The 13,643-nt window shown below is 64.4% G+C and carries 13 protein-coding genes; 9 read left to right on the top strand and 4 right to left on the bottom strand.

The window, feature by feature from the left end; all coding sequences use genetic code 11:
• Nucleotides 1–151: 151 nt before the first annotated feature.
• Nucleotides 152–1,195, bottom strand: a complete 1,044-nt coding sequence (locus FB481_RS23735; protein WP_372239581.1) for a methyl-accepting chemotaxis protein — start codon at nt 1,193–1,195, stop codon at nt 152–154.
• A gap of 1,069 nt (nt 1,196–2,264) precedes the next feature.
• Nucleotides 2,265–3,878 (bottom strand): PleD family two-component system response regulator, encoded by a 1,614-nt coding sequence (locus tag FB481_RS19955; RefSeq protein WP_093507078.1) that lies wholly within the window; start codon nt 3,876–3,878, stop codon nt 2,265–2,267.
• Nucleotides 3,879–4,185: 307 nt separating this feature from the next.
• Between FB481_RS19955 and FB481_RS19950 the strand changes: the two genes are divergently transcribed.
• The 6 genes from FB481_RS19950 to FB481_RS19925 all read left to right on the top strand — a co-directional run bounded on the left by FB481_RS19950 (nt 4,186) and on the right by FB481_RS19925 (nt 9,310).
• Nucleotides 4,186–5,253, top strand: a complete 1,068-nt coding sequence (locus FB481_RS19950) for a DUF2333 family protein (RefSeq protein ID WP_147177494.1) — start codon at nt 4,186–4,188, stop codon at nt 5,251–5,253.
• A gap of 3 nt (nt 5,254–5,256) precedes the next feature.
• Nucleotides 5,257–5,790, top strand: coding sequence for an NUDIX hydrolase (locus FB481_RS19945; RefSeq protein ID WP_093507075.1), 534 nt, complete (start codon nt 5,257–5,259; stop codon nt 5,788–5,790).
• Nucleotides 5,791–5,896: 106 nt separating this feature from the next.
• On the top strand, nt 5,897–6,268 hold the full coding sequence (locus FB481_RS19940) for a translation initiation factor Sui1 (RefSeq protein ID WP_013793082.1): 372 nt from the start codon (nt 5,897–5,899) through the stop codon (nt 6,266–6,268).
• A 133-nt stretch (nt 6,269–6,401) separates the two neighbouring features.
• Nucleotides 6,402–8,315, top strand: coding sequence for an arginine decarboxylase (gene speA, locus FB481_RS19935; protein ID WP_093507071.1), 1,914 nt, complete (start codon nt 6,402–6,404; stop codon nt 8,313–8,315).
• A gap of 34 nt (nt 8,316–8,349) precedes the next feature.
• Nucleotides 8,350–8,769 carry a DUF4174 domain-containing protein gene (locus tag FB481_RS19930; protein WP_093507069.1) on the top strand — a complete coding sequence of 140 codons (420 nt, stop codon included), beginning with the start codon at nt 8,350–8,352 and terminating at the stop codon, nt 8,767–8,769.
• Nucleotides 8,770–8,869: 100 nt separating this feature from the next.
• Complete coding sequence (locus FB481_RS19925; protein ID WP_093507067.1) at nt 8,870–9,310, top strand: carboxymuconolactone decarboxylase family protein; 441 nt, start codon at nt 8,870–8,872, stop codon at nt 9,308–9,310.
• Between the two features lie 204 nt (nt 9,311–9,514).
• Here the strand turns inward: FB481_RS19925 and FB481_RS19920 are convergent, their stop codons facing one another.
• On the bottom strand, nt 9,515–10,225 hold the full coding sequence (locus tag FB481_RS19920; RefSeq protein ID WP_147177493.1) for an NUDIX domain-containing protein: 711 nt from the start codon (nt 10,223–10,225) through the stop codon (nt 9,515–9,517).
• Nucleotides 10,222–10,803: an adenylyltransferase/cytidyltransferase family protein gene (locus FB481_RS19915; RefSeq protein WP_093507063.1), complete on the bottom strand. Its 582-nt coding sequence runs from the start codon at nt 10,801–10,803 to the stop codon at nt 10,222–10,224. The genes FB481_RS19920 and FB481_RS19915 overlap by 4 nt, the downstream gene beginning before the upstream one ends.
• A gap of 99 nt (nt 10,804–10,902) precedes the next feature.
• On the opposite strand from FB481_RS19915, the gene FB481_RS19910 reads away from it, so the two are divergent.
• The 3 genes from FB481_RS19910 to nadE are packed head-to-tail and all read left to right on the top strand — an operon-like array spanning nt 10,903 to nt 13,593.
• On the top strand, nt 10,903–11,556 hold the full coding sequence (locus FB481_RS19910) for an isochorismatase family protein (RefSeq protein WP_147177492.1): 654 nt from the start codon (nt 10,903–10,905) through the stop codon (nt 11,554–11,556).
• Nucleotides 11,549–12,769 carry a nicotinate phosphoribosyltransferase gene (pncB, locus tag FB481_RS19905; RefSeq protein WP_093507059.1) on the top strand — a complete coding sequence of 407 codons (1,221 nt, stop codon included), beginning with the start codon at nt 11,549–11,551 and terminating at the stop codon, nt 12,767–12,769. Before FB481_RS19910 ends, pncB begins: the two co-directional genes overlap by 8 nt.
• On the top strand, nt 12,766–13,593 hold the full coding sequence (gene nadE, locus FB481_RS19900; protein WP_147177491.1) for an ammonia-dependent NAD(+) synthetase: 828 nt from the start codon (nt 12,766–12,768) through the stop codon (nt 13,591–13,593). The genes pncB and nadE overlap by 4 nt, the downstream gene beginning before the upstream one ends.
• The last annotated feature ends 50 nt before the right edge of the window (nt 13,594–13,643 follow it).

The following is a 13,643-nucleotide window of genomic DNA, read 5'->3' as shown; positions in this document are numbered from 1 at the left end:
CCGCGCAGATGGCGGGTTCATGGCGGTAACGGTCATCGGCGCAGTTTCTGTGGGAACGGGCGGGGACGCCTAGTCTATGCCCGCGATTTTCGCGCGCATGGCGCGCTCCCACAGTGGATCGGCGAACGGCTACTTTGGCCTTTTTCTTCGCTTACACCCGAAACGCCTGCACCGCCTGATCCAGCTGGCCGCTCAGCGCCTGCAACTCGACGCTCTGCGCGCGGCCCTGGCCGATGCGTTGCAGGTTGTCGCCACCCAGTCGATAGATGCGCTCGCTGTGGTCGCGGATCTCGCTGACGGCGCTGCCCTGGTAGGCCGTTGCTTCGGCGATGCGCGCAGCCATGCTGGCGATGGTGCCGATGGCGCCGACGATCTCATCCAGCGCACCGTCGGCAGTGCGGGCCTGGTCGGCGGTCGCTTCGGCATGTTCGACCTGGCTGCGCATGGCCTGCACCGAGTTGTTGGCGGCTTGCTGCAGGCGGCTGATCACCTCCTGAATCTGCGCGGTGGCCGCGCTGGTGCGTAGCGACAGCGAGCGCACCTCGTCCGCTACCACAGCAAAACCGCGGCCCGCTTCACCGGCCCGCGCCGCCTCGATGGCGGCGTTGAGGGCCAGCAGGTTGGTTTGCTCGGCGATGCTGCGGATCACCGTCAGTACGCTGCCGATCGTGGCGGTTTCCGTGGCCAGATGCTCGATGGCCTGGGCATTGCCCTGTACTTCCTCAACCAGTGCATGCAAGCCGGCAAGGCTATTGCCGATCACCTGCTGGCCCTGGGCGAGGGCGCGGTCGGCGTCGCGGCCGGCGGTGGCGGTCTGGCTGGCATCGCCAGCCACCTGCAGGATGGTCGCCTCCAGCTCGCCCAGGGCGTCGCGAATCTGTGCGGTATCGCTGGCCTGGCGCTCGGCGCCGTCGTGCAGGCCGCTGCTCAGGTCCGCCAGGGTATGGCTGGACGCCGAGACCTGGGCCGCGTGCTGGTGAATGGTGCCCACCAGTTCGACCAGATAGCGACGCAGGCGATTGAGCGACTCTTCGATGTCACGCAGTTCACGGGTGTTGGTAGCCAGGTGGATCTCGCCCGCGAAATCCCCGGCCGCCCAGGCCGAGAGCGCCGGCACCAGACGCTCGAGCAGACGGCTCAAGCGGCGCTGCAGGGTGTCGATGATCAGCGCGATGAGCAGGATAAGCGCCACCATGATGCCGAGGATCAGCCTCACCTCGCCCTGGATACGCCCGTGCTCGGCGCGGACCTGGGGCTCAAGCGCGGTAAAGGACTGCTGCACGGCATCCAGGCGGGCGCGGGTGGTGGCTGATAGCTGTGCGCGTTGTTCGATCAGCGCCCGGGTGCGCGCCAGTTCGCCGGGATAGCGCCCCAGCAGGCTGTCGAGATCGCGCTTGAGAGCGACGCCACGGTCTTCGGCTTCGCTCGCCTGACTGTCACTGTCCAGACCCATCAGGGAGGCGAAGGCATCACTGCCCGAGGCCGCCTGTGCGGTGATGCCAAGCAGAGGCAGATCGCTGATCACCTTGGCTTTGCCTTGCAGCGCCTGCACTTCACGCTCCACGTCGGCGGCCAGTTCGGCGCGCCCGCTGCTGACCAGCTTGCTGCGCGCCAGGGCGAGCCGGGCCAGATGTTGCGAGGCCTCGAACAGCGGCGCGCGGTAGGCGCTCGCGCTTTCGCTCTGGCCTTCGTCGGCGTAGCGGGCGAGCCCTGCCAGTGCATCAGCCATCTCCCGTTCGGCCTGGATCAGCAGCCCCTGCGGGTCGCCGGACAGCTTGCCGGCGGCGAGCAGTTGCTCGGCGGCAAATGCCTTCAGCTCGCCCAGGCTTTCGCCCAGATCACCGGCGAGATCACCCGGCAGCTCATCGACCTTTGCCTGCAGTGTGTCGAGGTTCTGAATCGCGGCGCTATGGCGCAACGCATCGCCGTTTTCCAGGTAGCCGAGAATGTTGCCCGCGGCTTCGCGCTGGAATTGTTGCGAGAGTTCCAGGTACTGCTCCATCAGCACATAGGGGCGTTCCAGTGCCCGCTGCGACCACCACAGGGTGCAGGCCAGGGCAATGCCGATGCCGACCAGCAGGAGGGTGTTGAGGTTGGTGAGGGATTTGAGGCGCATGGGGCTGATTTGACGTCCGATCGATGCTGGCACTGCGCCATGCAGTGCGTAGTGATCGGTACGTTATTGCGCTCATGTGACAGCTAGGTGACGTGGCGCGAAACTGACGCCAGCGAACCGATAGGTGGTTGCCGGCGTCGGGCGCCTCTCAGCTGTAGACCTCAACGCGGTTGCGGCCACCGTTCTTGGCGCGGTACAGCGCCTCATCGGCGCGTTGCGACAGGTGTTTGCTGTCCAGGTTGTCGAACAGCTCGGCGATGCCGCAACTGAAGGTGCAGCTAAGGTCATGCGGGTGGGCGGGGTAGTGGATCTCGGCGAAGCGCGCACGCACGTCGTCCAGCACCTTGGCGGCGGTCTTGGCGTCGGTGTTGGGCATCACCACGGCGAATTCCTCGCCGCCGTAACGGCCGATGCAGTCGCTCTTGCGCAGGCGCTGCTTGAGAAACAGCGCCAGACTCTTGATCACCCGGTCGCCCATGGGGTGGCCATAGTTGTCGTTGACCTTCTTGAAGTAATCGATATCGATCATCGCGAAGCTCAGCGGCTGCTCGTCGCGCTGGGCACGGAAACGCGCGTCTTCGAGCAGCTGCAGGGTGTGGGTGTGGTTGAACAGACCGGTGAGGCTGTCGCGCACCATGCGCGCCTTGAGGCTGCGCGCGCGGTCGGCGCGGTTGCGCACTGTGGCGATCAGGTGGCGCGGCTTGATCGGTTTGGTGAGGAAATCGTCGCCGCCTTCGCTCATGGCGTCGAGCTGCTTGTCCAGATCGTCCTCGGCGGACAGATAGATGATCGGCACGCTGACGTAGCGGTCGTTGTGTCGGATCACCTGGGCCAGCTCGGTGCCGTTGCAGGCTGGCATGTACATGTCGAGGATGATCAGGTCCGGCTGGAACTCGGCCAGCTCGTCCATCGCCTGGATCGGCTCGGTGATGGTGCGGGTGACGATGCCGGCGCTGTTCAGTACCCGCTCGGTGTGGGTGGCTTGGGCGCGGGAGTCGTCGACGATCAGCACGCGGTAGGGCTCGTACTGGGCGACGTGGGTGAGCACTTCGATGCGCTCCAGCAGGCTCGAGGCATCCATGGAACCTGTGAAGAATTCCCGCCCACCGGCGCGTACGGCTGCCAGGCGGGTCGGGGTGTCGGTGTCTTCGTGGCTGTAGAACAGCACCGGAATCTTTTCCTGCAGGCCTTCCTGCACGGCCTGGGCCAGTTGCAGGCCGTTGCCCGGCCCGGCGAAGTCGATCTCCATGACCAGGGCCGCCGGGTGGCGTTCGAGCATGGCGGCGCGAAAGGCGTTGGCGGTATCCAGCGGCTTGGCATTCATGCCGAAGAATTCCAGCTGCTGGGCCAGGCGCTCGGCGCGCTCCAGGTGCTGCAGGGCGATGTACACCGGCTTGCGCAGCGGCGGCAGGGTGGTGTGCTCGAAGCGGTCGCCATGGCGCAGGCCGGTGCGCGACAGGCGCTGCATCAACTGGTTGAGTTCGCTGATCACTTCGCTGTTGAGGCGGCCGCGGTTGGCGTCCACCACGCTCAGACAGGCAACGATGCGTTTGCCCAGCTCGCGGTGCTCGACCTGTTCGAAGCGCTCGGCGTAACGCTGCAGCAGCTGTGCGGCTTCCTGCAGCTCATGCATGCCGGCCTCGTTCCACTCCGCGCGTTGCAGGCGCTGCCAGACTTCCAGAACTTGGCGCGCCTGGTTGATCACCCGTTGGGCGAAGTGCTGTTTGAGCCGGTCGCGGCTGGGATCTTCTTGCTCGGTCATGGCCGGTAATCCGTAGAGTGTTGCAAGCCTGCCGATGGTGGCCTGGTGCTATCAATTAAAAACTATTTTGCCATTCCTATGGCGCCAGTGTTGTGACTCGCCCCGCACCCTGGGTCATAGCCGATGCAAACCTCTGGCGGTATCCCGTTACGTCGTGAACAGCTTGCCACGCTGCGCGCTGAGGCAGCCTTCCCTTATAGTGGCAGCGTAGTCTCGCTGCAGGCCATGGGTGCTCCAAGTATTGGCGCAACCCTCCCAGAGGCCTGTGGTCGAAGCCCTGTACGTCGCTGATCAAAGGATAATCGCCATGCTTGATTGGAAGAACCGCACCACCGGCACTGCCTCTGCCGATGACGGTGCCAGCACCGGCTCTCGTCGTCGCCTCGGCGGCGGTATTGGCCGCGTTATCGCCAGCCTGCTGGGCGTCTATCTGCTGGTGGCACTGGTCGTCGGCTGGTACTGGAGCCAGGAGCCGGATCTGTTTCCCGTGCAACAGCGTGTACAGGCCGCGGCCGAGAAAGCCAACCGTCAGGTGGTGACCGGCTATACCAGCGTGGAAACCCTCAAGCAGGTCGCCGAGACCCTGCTCGACAAGCCGGGCGGCTATCTGGCCAATGACCTCGCGCCGCCGGGCCTGTGGCTCGACAACATGCCTAGCTGGGAATACGGCGTGGTGGTGCAGGTGCGTGATTTCTCCCGTGCGCTGCGCAAGGACTTCGCCCGTTCGCAGTCGCAATCCACCGAGGATGGCGACCTGGCCCGCGCCGAGCCGAACTTCAACTTCGACAATCGTAGCTGGGCGCTGCCGTCGACCGAGTCCAAATACCGTGAAGGCATCGACTCGCTGGATCGTTACCTCGCTCGCCTGTCCGAGCCGGGCCAGAGCGGTGCGCGCTTCTACACCCGCGCCGACAACCTGAATAACTGGTTCGGCGACGTCGCCACTCGCCTGGGTTCGCTGTCTCAGCGCCTGTCCGCCAGTGTCGGCCAAGTGCGCCTCAATACTGACGTGAACGAGAACACCGAACTGGCCCAGGGGCAGGTGCCCGAGGTGACCGAGCGCACCTACGAAACCCCATGGCTGCAGATTGACAACGTGTTCTACGAAGCCCGCGGCCAGGCCTGGGCGTTGTCGCACCTGCTGCGCGCCATCGAAGTCGATTTCGCCGACGTGCTGGCCAAGAAGAACGCCACCGTCAGCGTTCGGCAGATCATCCGCGAGCTGGAGGCCGCCCAGGCCACGCTGTGGAGCCCGATGGTGCTCAATGGCAGCGGCTACGGCATCCTCGCCAACCACTCGCTGGTGATGGCCAACTACATCTCGCGAGCCAATGCCGCAGTGATTGATCTGCGTCAGTTGCTGTCCCAGGGCTGATCCGTGGCAATTGCTGAAACCGAGGTGGCGCACCGCGCCGCCTCGGATGCCGAGCTGATCGCCTGGGTCGATGAGCAGGATCAAGTGCTTGGCGCCTTACCCCGCGCCGAACTGCGTAGCCGCAGCCTGATCGGTCGCGGCACTTTCATCCTTCTATTCAACTCCGCCGGCGAGCTGTGCGTGCATCGCCGTACCCTGAGCAAGGCGGTGTATCCGGGCTACTGGGATATCGCTGCTGGCGGCATGGTGGCGGCCGGTGAAAGCTACGCACGTTCGGCCGAGCGCGAGCTGGCCGAAGAGCTGGGCATCCGCAATGCCGTGCTGCGTGACCATGGCCGCTTTTTCTTCGATCAGCCGGAGAACCGTATCTGGTGCGCGGTGTTCTCGGCCGTCTCCGACGCACCGCTGGTGCTGCAGCCCGAAGAGGTGCTGGAGGCGCGCTTTATGAGTCTCGAAGCCGCGCAGCGTGATACCCAACTCAAGTCCTACTGCCCCGACTCGCTCGTGGCGTTGCAGCACTATCTCGCCAATCGCTAGTGACACGGGGTCGCCAATCCATCAGGGGTTGGCGCATTTCGCTTCTTAGCATCGCCGGCCTTTGTCGTTACACTGCGCCGCTCCCATCCACTGAGGAAAAAACGCGGTGGCCAAGAAAACCTCTTCATTCGCCGGCCTCGGTGGCCTGGTGTTCTCCACGGATGCAGGCCGGCATTGCCCGGATTGCTCGCAGCCGGTGGACGCCTGCACCTGTTCGCGCACGACGATTCCCGAGGGCGACGGCATTGCCCGGGTGCGCCGCGAGACCAAAGGCCGCGGCGGCAAGACGGTGACTACCATCAGTGGCGTGCCGTTGGCCGAAGAGCCGCTCAAGGAGCTGGCCTCGGCGCTGAAGAAGCGCTGCGGCTGCGGTGGCTCGCTCAAGGATGGCGTTATCGAGATACAGGGCGACCATGTCGAACTGCTGCTCGCCGAGCTGATCAAGCGCGGCTTCAAAGCCAAGAAATCCGGCGGCTGAACGCCGCCGCCCGTGACTATCTAAACTTACTCACCGCTCGGCCAGTCCACTGCCGAGCAATCGTCATTTCCAGGCTCTATGCTCGCCCGATCGTATCGACAGCATCAGCCTATCTGTAACAGGGGAACCCTCGATGGCCGCACGACGCACACGCAAGGACGATGGAAGCCAATGGACGGTGGCCGACAGCCGCAGTGTCTACGGCATCCGCCACTGGGGCGCCGGCTACTTCTCGATCAATGACGCCGGCCGCGTCGAAGTGCGCCCCAACGGGCCGGGCAGCACGCCCATCGACCTTTATGAGCAGGTCGAGGAGCTGCGCCAGAGCGGCCTCTCGCTGCCGCTGCTGGTGCGTTTCCCGGACATCCTTCAGGACCGCGTGCGCAAGCTGACTGGCGCCTTCGACGCCAGCATCGCGCGCCTGGAATACAACAACCGCTATACCGCCTTGTACCCGATCAAGGTCAACCAGCAGGAAGCGGTGGTGGAGAACATCATCGCCACCGAGAACGTTTCCATCGGCCTGGAAGCCGGCTCCAAGCCCGAGCTGCTGGCCGTCCTGGCGCTGGCGCCGAAGGGCGGCACCATCGTGTGCAACGGCTACAAGGACCGCGAATTCATCCGCCTGGCGCTGATGGGCCAGAAGCTCGGCCACAACGTGTTCATCGTTATCGAGAAGGAGTCGGAAGTCGCTCTGGTGATCGAGGAGGCCGCCGAACTCAAGGTGGCGCCGCAGATCGGCCTGCGCGTACGCCTGTCGTCCCTGGCGTCGAGCAAGTGGGCGGACACCGGCGGCGAGAAGTCCAAGTTCGGCCTGTCCGCCGCCCAGCTGCTGTCGGTGGTCGAGCGTTTCCGCAAGGCCGGCCTGGATCAGGGCATTCGCCTGCTGCACTTCCATATGGGCTCGCAGATCGCCAACATCGCCGACTACCGCAAGGGCTTTCGCGAGGCGATCCGCTATTACGGCGAGCTGCGTGCTCTTGGCCTGCCGGTCGACCACATCGACGTCGGCGGCGGCCTGGGCGTCGACTACGACGGCACCCACTCGCGCAACGCCAGCTCGATCAACTACGACATGGAAGACTACGCCGACGCGGTGGTCGACATGCTCAAGGAATTCTGCGACCGCCAGGAGATTCCGCACCCGCACATCTTCTCGGAAAGCGGTCGGGCGATGACGGCTCACCACGCACTGCTGCTGGTGCAGGTGACCGATGTCGAGCGTCACAACGACGAGGTGCCGGAGATCGACCGCAGCATCGAGCAGCCCGAAGTGCTGCAGGTGCTGATCGACCTGCTCGAGGACAGCGACCCGGAAATGGTCGCCGAAACCTACTGGCGCGCCACTCACTACGTCAGCGAGGCGGCCGGGCAGTATTCGGCCGGCAAGCTCGACCTGCCGCAGAAGGCCCTGGCAGAGCAGTGCTACTTCGCCATCTGCCGCCGCCTGTATAACCAGCTCAAGGCCCGCCAACGTTCCCACCGCCAGGTGCTCGACGAGCTCAACGACAAGCTCGCCGACAAGTACATCTGCAACTTCTCGGTGTTCCAGAGCCTGCCGGACACCTGGGCCATCGGCCAGATCCTGCCGATCCTGCCGCTCAACCGCCTGGACGAGGAACCGCTGCGTCGCGCGGTGCTGCAGGATCTGACCTGCGACTCCGACGGCAAGATCAACCAGTACGTCGATGAGCAGTCCATCGAAACCAGCCTGCCGGTGCATGAACTGCGCGAGGGCGAGGACTACGTGCTGGGCATCTTCCTGGTCGGCGCCTACCAGGAAATTCTCGGCGACATGCACAACCTGTTCGGTGACACCGACTCGGTGAACATCTACCAGAACGCCGACGGCAGCATCTACCACGCCGGTATCGAGACCCACGACACCATCGAGGACATGCTGCGCTACGTGCACCTGTCGCCCGAGGAGCTGATGACCCACTACCGCGACAAGGTCGCCAGCGCGCGCATCACCGCCCGCGAACGTACCCAGTTCCTCGACGCGCTGCGTCTGGGGCTGACGCGCTCTTCGTACCTGTCGTACTGAGGACGGCGGGAGCGAGCCCACCAGGAGAGAGGCCATGAAGCGTTTCGCGACCCTGCTGCTCTTGGCGCTGCCGCTGCTGGCCCACGCCAGCGAGAATCCGCTCGAGGCCGAGCGCTGGAAGACCCGGCCGCTGATCGTGCTGGCGGCCAGCGCCGATGATCCGCTGCTGGCGCGGGTGCAGGCCGCGCTGCGCGAGCCGGCCAACCGCGAGGCGTTCGTCGAGCGCGACATGGTGCTCTACACCGTGATCGGCCAGCAGGGGCAGCGCAACGAGCAGCCCCTGGAGGCCATCGCCACCAAGCGCCTGCTGCTGGCGCTGGACGCCGGCAACGCCCGGCCCCAGGTGATTCTGGTCGGCAAGGATGGCGGCAAGAAGATCCAGCAGGGCGCCGATGCGGACTTGCAGGCGATCTTCCGGACCATCGACCGCATGCCTATGCGGCAAGGCGAATGACTCGCTGAAAGATGGACCAATGACTTTCCATCATCTTGGTTCTATTGAGCGGGCCAGGTGCTGAGTAATCTGGCGTCCGTCCAATAGCGAGTACGCCACCATGCCTAACTCCATCACCTTGCGCCTGCCTTATAGCCAACTCTCGCCCGACGCCTACAAAGGGCTGATCGCCACCAAGAAAGCCCTGGCCGCCAGCAGCCTCGGCCTGCCGCTGATCGAATTGGTGTACCTGCGTATTTCGCAGATCAACGGCTGCGCCTTCTGTCTGGAGATGCACGCCAAGGCGCTGCGCGACGGCGGCACGCCCCAGACGAAGCTCGACAGCCTGGCGGGCTGGCGCATCAGTGCGCACTTCAGCGAGGCCGAGCGCGCCGCCCTGGCCTGGGCTGAATCGCTCACCGATATCGCCCGCACCCACGCGCCGGATGACGTGTATGAGCCGCTCAAGGCACATTTCAATGACGCACAGATCAGCGACCTGACCTATGCCATTTCGCTGATGAATGCCTTCAATCGTTTGGCCATCGGCATGCGGCAGTAGAGAAGATAGGTAGCCCTAGTCGAGCGAAGCGACACCCGGGGCACCAACCCGGGTATCGCGTCGCTCAACCCAGGCTACGGGATTGGTCGCCGCCTAATTGTGGGAGCGGGTCATGCCCGCGAAAATCTCGGGCATAAGCGAGGAGTCCTACCTGGCCAAAGATCAATTCATGTGCCGGTTGGATCCTTCAGACTGTGGGCGATGTCAGCTACCAGCCCGATCCGCCAACAGGCTACGGTCGAACACGAACACGCCCTCGGCCTGATCGGTCAGCTCCCACAATTGCTGAGGGCGGCCCATTTTCGGGAAGTTCTTCTCGCCGGTGTCGCGGATCCAGCCGGCGTCCTTCATCTTTTCCAGGCGCTTGCGCAGCGAGGTGTTATTGATCGTCGTCCCCAGGCAGGCCTGGGCGGCGTTCAGGGCATCGAGCACGGTAAAGCGTGGCGGCGCCAGGTAAAGCGGCAAGCTGGTGTAGACGGATTTTCCGGCCAGGCGCTCGACGCTCAGGCGTACCAGTTGCCCGTGGTCAAAGGGCAGGGCGAGGCGCCCGTCCAGCACCTCGTCGAGTGGTACGAAGCGCAGGCCGTCGTCAGCGGTCTCGGTGTCCGGCGCCAGCAGGGCCAGGTAATAGGTGCTCATCGACCAGCCGCGCGGGTCACGCTCGGCGCTGCCTTCGGTGCCGACCTGCTCCAGATGCCTTGGCAACACCTGGGCCTTGTCGCGCAGCACACGATGGGCGGCGGCTTCCAGGTTGGCGTCGCGGGTGCTGCCATTGACGATCACTCCCGGCAACGCCCACTGGCCCAGAAACGGCTCGCGCTCGCGGCGGTGCAGCAGCACCTGCAACTGGCGGCTCTCGATATCCATACGCAGGGCTATCAGATCGACACTGGCCAATACTTCAGCAGAACTCACATCGCACTCCTGTAGATCGTCATATCAGCCTGAATCTCCGGCAACTGCCAGGCCTCGGGGATCGCCTGCCCGGCGGCGATCATCGCGCGGATTGCGCTGCTGTGCACGGTCATCTCCTCATCGGCGACCACCAGCCCAAAGCGCTGGCGCAGCTCGGCGGCGCGGTGGAATGTCTTGAGCCGGGTGAGGTTGTCTTCGCCTATCACCAGCGCCAGGCGCTCGCCCGGCAGTCCGTATCGTTCGGCCAGGCAGCTGAGCAGGTCAACGCTGTAGATCACCCGGCCATCGGCACCCAACTCGCGCTCCAGGCTGCAGCAGCGTACCCGATCACCGAAGCGTGCTGCCAGGCGCTCGACCCAGGCGCAACGCAGGTCGAAGTCGGCCATGCGCTTGGCGTCGGCATGGCGGTAGCTCGGCACCACCAGCACCTGCTCGCTGGTTTCCAGTGCTCGGCAGATCACACTGGCGTGGCCGGCATGGGGCGGATCGAAGGCGCCGCCGTAAACGGCCAGCGCGAAGCGCTGTGGCGCTGGTTCATCTTGGCCTGCCGCGAAGCACTGCAGGGGCGATGGCTGCATGACGATTCTCCTTGCAGGTGGGTGTTGACATACATAATACACCTGGTGGAATATGTGTCCACCCCGCAGCGATGCGGCTCCATGAGTAGGAGGTGTCAGATGAAGATCGCCACGTTCGATGTCGATGCGCAGAAGGGCTTTACCAGCCTGTGCCCCGATGAGTTGCCGGTGCCCGGCGGCCATGAAATCGCCGCGTCGCTCAACGACATGGCGCGTCGTGGCACCCTGCGCCTGGGCAGCAAGGACGCCCACACGCCCAACGCCCTGTGGGTGGTCGAGGGCCACGACCAGATGCTGCAGCCCTTGAGCCATGCCAATTCCGATCTGACCTGGGTCAGCCACTGTGTGCCGGGCACGCCGGGCTTCGAGCTGCTCGATACGCTGCCTGCGCCAATCGACTATGACTTCTTCGTCTGGAAAGGTGTCGAACCCGATCTGCACCCCTACGGCGCCTGCTACCACGACCTGGCCGGCAAGCGCAGCACGGGCGTGATCGAATACCTGCAAGTAGCGGGCGTTAAGGCCGTGGTGGTCGGTGGCCTGGCCCTGGATTTCTGCGTGAAGAACACCGCGCTGCAACTGCGTAGCGCCGGCCTTGAGGTGTTGCTGTATCTTCCGGCGTGCCGGGCCATTTCCGAAGCCGGCGCGACGCAAGCCATCGAACAGATGCGCGCGCAGGGCATCATCATCTGCGCCGATAGCGGAGCGCTCGACAGCGAGCTGGCCCGCCTCGAGGAGAGTGACCATGAGTGAGAGCGTATTCGCCCCCAGCATCATCCAGAACCTGCTGGACACCGATTTCTACAAGCTGACCATGATGCAGGCGGTGCTGCACAACTACCCCAACGCCGAAGTGGAGTGGGAGTTTCGCTGCCGCAGCAAGGAGGACCTGACGCCCTACCTGGCAGAGATCCGTTACCAGATCGAACAGCTGGTCAACACCACCATCACCGTGGACCAGCTGGCGTATCTGGAGAAGATCCCGTTCATCAAGCCAGACTTCATCCGCTTCCTCAGCCTGTTCCGCTTCAACATGCGCTACGTGCACGTCGGCACCGACGACGCCGGCCAGCTGGCGATTCGCGTACGCGGGCCGTGGCTGCACGTGATCCTCTACGAGATTCCGCTGCTGGCGATCATCTCCGAGGTGCGCAACCGCTATCGCTACCGCGAGGTGGTCATCGAGCAGGTGCGCGAGCAGCTGTACCGCAAGCTCGACTGGCTCAAGGGCGAAGCCAGCGCCGATGAACTGGCGGGTTTCCAGATGGCCGACTTCGGCACCCGCCGGCGCTTTTCGTACCGAGTGCAGGAGGAAGTGGTGAACATCCTCAAGCACGACTTCCCAGGCCGCTTCGTCGGCACCAGTAACGTGCACCTGGCCCGCGAGCTGGAGTTGCGGCCACTGGGCACCATGGCCCACGAATGGTTCATGGCTCACCAGCAGCTCGGTCCGCGGCTGATCGACAGCCAGAAGGCGGCGCTGGAATGCTGGGTCAAGGAATACCGCGGTCTGCTCGGGGTTGCCCTGACCGACACCATCGGCATGGACAGTTTCCTCGGCGACTTCGATCTGTACTTCGCCAAGCTATTCGACGGCCTGCGCCACGACTCCGGCGACCCGCTGGTCTGGGCTGAAAAGGCCATCGCCCACTACGAGAAGCTGGGTATCGATCCGATGAGCAAGACGCTGGTGTTCTCCGACGGTCTGACCTTGCCCAAGGCGCTTGAACTGTACCGCGCGCTGCATGATCGCATTCATGTCAGCTTCGGCATCGGCACCAACCTGACCTGCGATATTCCGGGTGTCGAGCCGATGAACATCGTCATCAAGATGATCGACTGTAATGGCCAGCCGGTGGCGAAGATCTCCGATACGCCGGGCAAGACCCAGTGCCGCGACCCGAATTTCGTGACCTATCTGAAACACGTGTTTCGTACCGATGCCAATCAGGGAGCCTCTTCATGAGCAATCGCCAAGCTGAAATCGCCAAAGCCCTGGGCGTGATCGCGCCCTTCACCTCGGACGCCGACGTGGACGCCGAGATCGCCCGCCGCATCGCCTTTATCAAGGGCACCCTGACCGCCTCGCACACCAAGGTGCTGGTGCTTGGCATCAGTGGCGGTGTGGATTCCTCGGCGGCCGGCCGTCTAGCCCAGCTGACCGTAGAGCAGCTGCGCAGCGAGACTGGCGATCAGGCCTACCGTTTTATCGCCATCCGCCTGCCGCACAACGTGCAGCACGACGAATCCGACGCCCAGGCGGCGCTGGCCTTTATCGCCGCCGACGAGGTGCAGACCATCGACATCGCCCCGGCCGTTTCCGGCCTGGCCAAGCAGATCGGCGAGCTGGGCGAGCTGACCTCGGCGCGCCGCGATTTCGTGCTCGGCAACACCAAGGCGCGCATGCGCATGCTGGCCCAGTACACCGTGGCCAACGCCCGCAACGGCCTGGTGATCGGCACCGACCACGCCGCCGAAGCGGTGATGGGTTTCTTCACCAAGTTCGGTGACGGCGCCTGCGACCTCGCCCCGCTCAGCGGCCTGGTCAAGGGCCAGGTACGGCGCATCGCCGAACGACTTGGCGCACCCGCTGCGGTGTTCTCCAAGGTGCCGACCGCCGACCTGGAAGACGAGCGCCCAGGTATTCCGGACGAGCAGGTACACGGCGTCAGCTATGATGACATCGACGCCTTCCTGCAGGAAAAACCGGTCAGCGATACCGCCTACCAGGCCATCGTGCAGACCTACGACAAGACCCAGCACAAGCGCGAGCTGCCGCTGGTGCCTTGATTGGCAGCCAACAAAAAGCCCGCGATTCAGCGGGCTTTTTCGTCTCTGAG

Source organism: Pseudomonas sp. AG1028 (assembly GCF_007993955.1).
GTDB classification, from domain to species: Bacteria; Pseudomonadota; Gammaproteobacteria; order Pseudomonadales; family Pseudomonadaceae; genus Aquipseudomonas; species Aquipseudomonas straminea.
The sequence above is the reverse complement of the archived record's forward strand: the minus strand, read 5'-3'. Positions and strand labels throughout refer to the sequence as shown.